The sequence below is a fragment of the Arthrobacter glacialis genome, from assembly GCF_002909415.1.
Lineage (GTDB): Bacteria > Actinomycetota > Actinomycetes > Actinomycetales > Micrococcaceae > Specibacter > Specibacter glacialis.
Genome location: NZ_PPXB01000006.1, coordinates 300,127 through 306,927 on the forward strand (window position 1 = coordinate 300,127; position 6,801 = coordinate 306,927).

8 protein-coding genes and 1 tRNA gene are annotated in these 6,801 nt (G+C 60.0%); 1 reads left to right on the plus strand and 8 read right to left on the minus strand.

Annotation, left to right across the window (positions count from 1 at the left end; all coding sequences use genetic code 11):
• Positions 1-91: 91 nt before the first annotated feature.
• The 8 genes from CVS28_RS09975 to CVS28_RS10010 all read right to left on the minus strand — a co-directional run bounded on the left by CVS28_RS09975 (position 92) and on the right by CVS28_RS10010 (position 6,243).
• On the minus strand, positions 92-1,450 hold the full coding sequence (locus CVS28_RS09975) for an MFS transporter (RefSeq protein ID WP_103465410.1): 1,359 nt from the start codon (positions 1,448-1,450) through the stop codon (positions 92-94).
• Between the two features lie 130 nt (positions 1,451-1,580).
• Positions 1,581-2,363, minus strand: a complete 783-nt coding sequence (locus CVS28_RS09980; RefSeq protein WP_103481427.1) for an IclR family transcriptional regulator — start codon at positions 2,361-2,363, stop codon at positions 1,581-1,583.
• Positions 2,364-2,852: 489 nt separating this feature from the next.
• On the minus strand, positions 2,853-3,146 hold the full coding sequence (locus tag CVS28_RS09985; protein WP_243399808.1) for a hypothetical protein: 294 nt from the start codon (positions 3,144-3,146) through the stop codon (positions 2,853-2,855).
• A gap of 85 nt (positions 3,147-3,231) precedes the next feature.
• Positions 3,232-4,140, minus strand: coding sequence for an exonuclease domain-containing protein (locus CVS28_RS09990; protein ID WP_103465409.1), 909 nt, complete (start codon positions 4,138-4,140; stop codon positions 3,232-3,234).
• A gap of 109 nt (positions 4,141-4,249) precedes the next feature.
• Positions 4,250-4,322, minus strand: a tRNA-Val gene (locus CVS28_RS09995).
• A 54-nt stretch (positions 4,323-4,376) separates the two neighbouring features.
• The gene (locus CVS28_RS10000; RefSeq protein ID WP_103481409.1) at positions 4,377-5,345 is read right to left on the minus strand and encodes a Sir2 family NAD-dependent protein deacetylase; all 969 of its coding nucleotides are present in this window, start codon (positions 5,343-5,345) and stop codon (positions 4,377-4,379) included.
• Between the two features lie 2 nt (positions 5,346-5,347).
• Positions 5,348-5,824 (minus strand): peroxiredoxin, encoded by a 477-nt coding sequence (locus tag CVS28_RS10005; protein ID WP_423716394.1) that lies wholly within the window; start codon positions 5,822-5,824, stop codon positions 5,348-5,350.
• Positions 5,824-6,243, minus strand: coding sequence for a DUF3052 domain-containing protein (locus CVS28_RS10010; RefSeq protein ID WP_103465407.1), 420 nt, complete (start codon positions 6,241-6,243; stop codon positions 5,824-5,826). Before CVS28_RS10010 ends, CVS28_RS10005 begins: the two co-directional genes overlap by 1 nt.
• Positions 6,244-6,551: 308 nt before the next feature.
• On the opposite strand from CVS28_RS10010, the gene CVS28_RS10015 reads away from it, so the two are divergent.
• A partial coding sequence (locus tag CVS28_RS10015; RefSeq protein ID WP_133159097.1) for a hypothetical protein occupies positions 6,552-6,801 on the plus strand: 250 nt, incomplete at its 3' end.

A 6,801-nucleotide genomic window follows, 5' to 3' on the forward strand; every position in this document is an offset into this window, starting at 1 on the left:
CCAGCGCATGGCGGCAGGCCGGCGTCGTGCCTCACCACCTTAAACTCCAGCGGCGCCCGTCGAGACGGGCGCCGCTGGAGGCTGGTTGGAGTTAGGTGGCGTCCTCGACCAGGTTGAGGTCGCGACCCACAGTCTCAGGCGTAACGAACGTGGTGGCGAAGGAGATTGCCGCCAACACCAGGGAGTAGCCCGCGAGCACAACCCATGACTGATGGGTGACAGCCAGGAGCAGGCCGCCCACGAACGGGGCAATGCCGCCGGCAAATACAGCAGAAATCTCCCTGCTCATGGCAACGCCGGTGAAGCGGTGGGTGGACCCGAAGAGCTCGGGCAGCAAGGCGCACTGCGGACCCAGCATGGACTGCACACCCAGCGCAATGCCGATGCTCATGACAATCCAGACCAGCGTGACGTTGCCCAGGGAGATCAAGTAGAACGCCGGGAAGGCGAACAAGAGCTGGAACAAGGCTCCGTAGCGGTACACCTTGACGCGGCCCACCCTGTCCGACAGGGCACCAAAGGTGATCACCATAATGGCGGAGAACCCTGCGGCAATGAGCAGGCCAACGGGGCCAATGAACTTGTCGCCCTCAAATATGCCTCCCTTGGCGGCCATGAATCCGACCAGGAGCGTGGAGTAGATGGTGGAGTTGCCGTTTTCGCCCATGCGAAGGCCGATGCCAATCAGCACATTCTTCTTGGAAGTGCGCCACAGGACACCCAACGGGTTCTTGTTGACGTTCTTGTGCTTTTCCAACTCCTGGAAGACCGGGGTCTCCTTGAGCTTGAGGCGAATGTAGATGGCGACAGCAATCAGCAAGATGCTGGCCAGGAACGGCACCCGCCACAGCCATCCCGTCAGAACCTCGGGATTTGCCAGGCCCAATAGCGCGAACGTGCCAGCTCCTAGCAACGTGCCGATCTGGATGCCAACAAACGGCAGGGCCGCGAAGAATCCGCGGCGCGTGCGCGGTGCCACCTCGGAAATGAGTGTGGTGGCGCCTGCCTGCTCCGCGCCGGCTCCCAACCCCTGAATGATGCGCATGACGACCAAAAGAATGGCACCCAACATGCCAGCCTGCTCGTACGTGGGCAACAGGCCAATGGCAAACGACGCCGTTCCCATGAGGCCGATGGTCAGCAGCAGGACTTGTTTGCGACCGAATCGGTCACCAATGTAACCAAAGATCAATCCGCCAAAGGGGCGTGCCGCGAATCCAACTCCGTAGGTGGCGAAGGCGGCAATGAGGGCACCCGTTGCGCCCAGTGGGGCAAAGAACAGCGGGCCAAAAATGAGCGCGGTGGCCAGGCCGTAAATGTAGAAGTCATAGTACTCAAGCGCGGACCCGACGGAGCTGGCTAGTGTGGCCCGGCGAAGCTGGTCCGGATCCACAGTGTCACCTGCTTGCGGAGCGGATGTGCGCGTGGGGCGTAATGGCTGTGTAGTCACTGGTTCTCCCTTGAAACTTCCCGAACCACCATTGGTCCAGGCAGGCGACAACGACCGTTAGGTCGATCACTATGCTGAACAGCGTACATCACAGTGAACGGTTCGCCAAGGAAAAATGTTTCCTACGTCACTAACCCATGGGATTACCCAGCATCTTCGTCAGATCCTGCAACTCGCGTACCATTGCCTCGCGCTGCCCCTCCGAGAATGTGGCCTTCAGTGCAGTGACCGAAACGGCAAGGCTGGGGCCATGGGAACCGTGCGTCGGAACAGCCACACCCAGACTCACCACACCCAGAGTGGACTCCTCATCCTCAAAGGCATAGCCCTGTGCGCGAATCTGAGCAATCTCCGCCTTGAGTTGCCGCCCCGTTCTCAGTGACATGGGGGTCATGACGGGTAGCGCAGCGTCATCTGGAAAAAGTTCCGCCAGGTCATGGTCGTGCAACTTGGCCACCAAGGCCTTGCCTACTGCACACAGCGTCACGGGCATCTTGTCGCCGATATTGGAGGTCAGCCGCACAGCAGGGTGCCCCTCATAGCGCGCTAGGTAGATGACGTTGTCCCCGTCAAGCATGGCTATGCGCACAGTCTCGCCCTTGAGCAAGGGCGCCTGCTCACAGAAACGGTAGAGCTCCCGCACCTCATCCCGGCGGCTCAGGTAGGCCGCGCCAAGTTCCACCAGCTTTACACCGAGCGCATAGTCGGAGCCCAGCCGGGTGATCAGCTCTGCATCCTCAAGTGCCTGCAGCAGGTTTGAGGTGGAGGATTTTGGAATGCCCAGCTCACGCGCCAAGTCGCTAAGAGTCAGGCGCCCAGTCATTGACTCCGCCAGGGCATCAAGCACGGCGGCCGCCCGAGTAACAGCTGGAGCCGGCGTAGCATTGCTCCGCGCATCGTGACTCTTTGCCATGGCGGCGCCATCCCGGGGGACCACGTACTGGGGCTCGGGGCGAACTTCACTCATATTGCTTCCTCGACGCTGAAGGAGGTGGCCCATGCATTCCGCGGGCCTGTCACGGCACCACAGCTAATGGTTCACTGCAGTGGACAACCTCCATCCTACTGTCCATATGCAGACGTAGAACGTCCGGTCTTGTATTTTTCCGGCGAGGGATGTATATTTTTTTCAGACCTTCCACTGTGGCGTCCCCCAATAGCCACAGTGGAGGGTCCTCCACTTTAAGGCCCGTCTTCAGAGCACGCTCCGGGCCGCACTCCGTTGAAAAAATGAGTCGCCGTCAGGCGTCGCCCCACCTCCTGCCCTACCCTTTGAACTCCTTTGAACTCCATCTGGAAATTTGGCGTGTCAGTTTGCATCCTGTGGATTGAAGGGCTATATTTTTATTACTGGTTCCCCACCACAGCGTCCCCCAATAGCTGTGGCGGGGAACCTTTTACGTTAAGTAACCCCTTGCCGCACCCACCATGCGCCGTCACCGGATTCGCGCTCCAACTCCATGGTGACCAGGTCACTGCGGGGATTGCGCCCCAAGCGGGCCTGCACCTGCCACACTTGGACATCCACGCGACCTTGGCCTTTGGGCATCCGGAGAGAATACTTCCACCACTGGGTCCGCTCGAACCAGCGCACGGGTTCGGCACCAATCACCCATTCATGGCCATTGCGCCGCACAACAACCGGCACGCCGGCCGAGGAGGTGCGCACCTCAACATGTTCCAGGGGAGACTTCATACCCCGCACGCTACGGGCAGGCTCTGACAATCAGGACGGCCCGGCCACCCAACGGTGAGTGCCACGTTTACACCGTGGTCGTCTTTTATCTAAAGGCCAAGAGCCGCAGGAATTGCTGTTCGCTGACCACCTGGATGTCTTGCCCCGCCGCTGCCAGTTCATGGGCGCGCTTGACCTTGGCGCTGGGCAAGCGTCCGCCACTGCCAAGGCCAGCACACACCACCATGGTGACCTTCTTGGTGGTGCTGTTGGCTATCGTGGCGCCCTTGGCGGCTGCGACGTCCTGGGCTTGGTCCCGCGGCATGGCACTCAAGTCACCACTGAAAACAATTGTCTGGCCAAAAAGCGGGCCATGGGGATTGGCCATGGCATTGGCGGCAGGCAGATCAGCCAGCCTGCGAGTGTAGCCGGCCGAGAGATAGCTGGGCTGCTTGGCGGCCGCCCTGGCGCCAGGAGCTGGCCATAGCTCCCCCATCGTTGTAGCGCCGTTGCGCCTGGCCAGCTCAAGGGCAATCAGGGCGCTGGCGCGTGCGTCGTCGCCGGCGTCGTGGTGGTTGAATGCTGGCAGCTCCAAGGCGCCCACCACGTCGGAGAGTGTGTAGTGCGCTAGCTCCAGGTGTTTTTTCGCCAACGTCAGGGTGCAATGAAAGTCCAAGTCGGGGGCGGGCAGCCCACAAGCTTCGTTGGCCTTGGAAATGACGGACTTTTCAAAGCTGACGTTGTGGCCAACCAGGGCGTCGCCGCCAATGAAATCCATCATGGGGCCGTAAATTCCGCGCCAGTCGGGCATGTTGCGCACCTGCGCTGCGGTAATGCCGTGAATGCCCACGTTGACCGAATGGAACTCCTCATAGCCTGGCAACGGCTTCATGAGCCAGGAGGCCTGCTCGGTCACTTTTCCGGCCCGGACTTTAGTCAGCCCAACGGCGCACGCCGAGGCGCGGTAGTTGTTGGCTGTTTCAAAGTCGATTGCGGTAAAGGAAATGCCGCGCATCCAATCCCCCTCAAGATGTGAACCATCAGCCACCCTCCAGGTGGCCGGAATGCAAAGAACCCCGCGGTTTCAAGACTGTATGCCTTGAATCCGCGGGGTTCTTTTACTGTGGGTCCTACCGGGATCGAACCGATGACATCCACGGTGTAAACGTGGCGCTCTACCAGCTGAGCTAAAGACCCATTCATCACTCAGGCCACTTTAGCTTTACGCTTGTTGGCCTGACCAACGAGAAACTACTGTACACGATGTTTTGGTGGTTGCGCCAATCGAGGCCTTAAAGCGTATGTGACATGAGTCATAGCCTCACTGACGCCCGCTTCAATCTTCACATTTGCCAGCTCATCACCGCGGGTGGCGCCCCTGTTGATGATGATGACGCGCTTGCCGTCCTTGGCCACCTTCTTCACAAAACGAAGCCCACTCATGACAGTCAGCGACGAACCCGCCACCACTATCCCAGCAGCCTCCTCCACCATGGCAAAGGAGCGCTCCACACGATCCTTGGGGACGTTCTCGCCAAAGAAGACAAAGTCGGGCTTGAGCATGCCGTTACACACAGGGCAGGCCGGAACGTTGAAGGAAGCGATCAGGACTTCATGGTCCAGATCGGAATCTGCGTCCGGGCCCATGGAAACTCCCCCGGCCCGGGCAACAGCATCCAGGAACTCCGGATTGGCATCACTGAGCAGGGTAGCCACAAAAATCCGGCTGAAGGTTGTGCCGCATTGCAGGCACGCAACACGGTCAAAGCGGCCGTGGAGGTCCACCACATTGACGGCGCCAGCGTCCTCGTGGAGCCTGTCAACGTTTTGGGTGATGATTCCGCTCAGCAACCCATAGCCTTCAAGCACAGTTGCTGCGAAGTGGCCGGCGTTGGGGACGGCTTGACGCATGAATTGCCAACCCATGTGGTTGCGGGCCCAGTAGCGTTGGCGCAGCTGGGCATCGCCCACAAATTCTTGGTAGGTCAGCGGGTTCCGGGGCACCGACGTTGGCCCACGGTAATCCGGGATCCCTGAATCCGTACTGAGGCCGGCGCCTGTGAGCAGCACAAATTTTTTGCCGCGCCACAGCTGCACCACCTGCTCCAGTTGCGCTGTGAGGGCGGGTGCCAGGGGCTGCGCATTCTCAGGAGCGCCCGACGGCGGCGAGCCGGGGGTCACCAGGGCCGTGAGGCCAATGCCGGGGCGCACGGGGTCCATGGCTACAGCCTTCCCAAGGCCTGCCAATAGCGCTCAAGAGAGCGGGCCTGGCCAGTGGGTGTGCTGAACGCATCGGCAATCAGCCCACCCGCCCCAATAAGGAAAGTACTGCGCCCGGACATGCCACGAACGGGGTCAAAGACTCCGTAGGCACTGGCAACCTCACCATGAGGCCAAAAGTCGGCCAGCAGGTCAAAGTTGTAGCCTTCAGCCTTGGCATAGGCGCGCAAGGTGTATTTGGTGTCCACGGATATGGCCAGAAGCCGCACGCCAGCCGCGGCGAAGTCGGCTAGGTTGTCCCGCAGCTCGGACAGCTCGCCGGTGCAAATACCCGAGAAGGCAAAGGGATAAAACACAATTGCCACGGGGGCACCACGCAAACCAGCGAGCGAAATTGGCTCACCAAATTGATTTGGCAAGGAAAAGTCTGGGGCCGTGTCGCCCACTTGCAACCCTGGATGCGTGCCGCCGTCGTGCACTATTGGCGCTTGCGTGGAACCAGTCGCGTCGCAGCCCAATCCGCGGAAACGCCCTCGGTGGTGGTCACATGGAGACCTGCCGTGGGTGCCGCTTCAAGGATCTCTGCCGGCGGCACATAGCCGTCACGGCCTGACTTGGGCGTCAGAATCCACACGATCCCGCCCTCGTCCAGGGATGTCAATGAATCCACCAGGGCATCTACCAAGTCCCCGTCATCCTTGCGCCACCAAAAAATGATGGCGTCAACTACGTCGTGGTCCTCTTCGTCAAACATTTCCGAACCGATGAGGTCCTCAATGTTGTCACGAAGGCCAAAATCAACGTCGTCGTCATATCCGAGTTCTTGGATGAGATCCCCATCCTTGAACCCCAAAATGCCTGCCACCTTGGCTACAGTGCCGGCGTCGGCCTCGCTCACGTGATTCCTCCTGCGTTCAACGCTTGCGCGTTGGTTTGTTGGTCAGTACCCCCAGTCTAGGGGCTGCGCCCATCTTGCCTCTACTTAGCGGCTCTATGCAACAAACATGCCGGTATGCCGCCCATTAAATTGTGATCTCCATTACCAACACCCGTTTAAGGGGCCTATAGTGAACGGTACCCAGCCCCTTGCGGCGGGTCATGCAGTGGGCGCAGCTACGCACAAGACGCACCAGCGGTCTAGAGTGTTTGTACACGCCCACGGCCACAGCCATGGGCCCCACACACTGCTTTTAAGAGAGGTTGGACGTGGCTGCAGGAGACGAAAATTCCCACATCCTTAGCGGGTTGACAAACCAGCTGCCTGATCGCGATCCGGAAGAGACTGCCGAATGGTTGGAGTCCTTGGATACGCTGATTCAGGAACGCGGCACTGAGCGTGCCCAGTTCATTATGCGTAGTCTGTTGCAGCGGGCAGGCGCGCAGAGCGTTGGCGTGCCTATGGTCACGACCACCGATTACGTGAACACCATTCCGGCGGACCAGGAGCCTGTGTTCC

Bases quoted from the DNA above. Each gene is read 5' to 3' on its own strand.
- CVS28_RS09990 (WP_103465409.1), bottom strand. From the start codon at position 4,140: ATGCGCGGCATTTCCTTTACCGCAATCGACTTTGAAACAGCCAACAAC.
- CVS28_RS10000 (WP_103481409.1), bottom strand. From the start codon at position 5,345: ATGGACCCCGTGCGCCCCGGCATTGGCCTCACGGCCCTGGTGACCCCC.
- CVS28_RS09980 (WP_103481427.1), bottom strand. From the start codon at position 2,363: ATGGCAAAGAGTCACGATGCGCGGAGCAATGCTACGCCGGCTCCAGCT.
- CVS28_RS09985 (WP_243399808.1), bottom strand. From the start codon at position 3,146: ATGAAGTCTCCCCTGGAACATGTTGAGGTGCGCACCTCCTCGGCCGGC.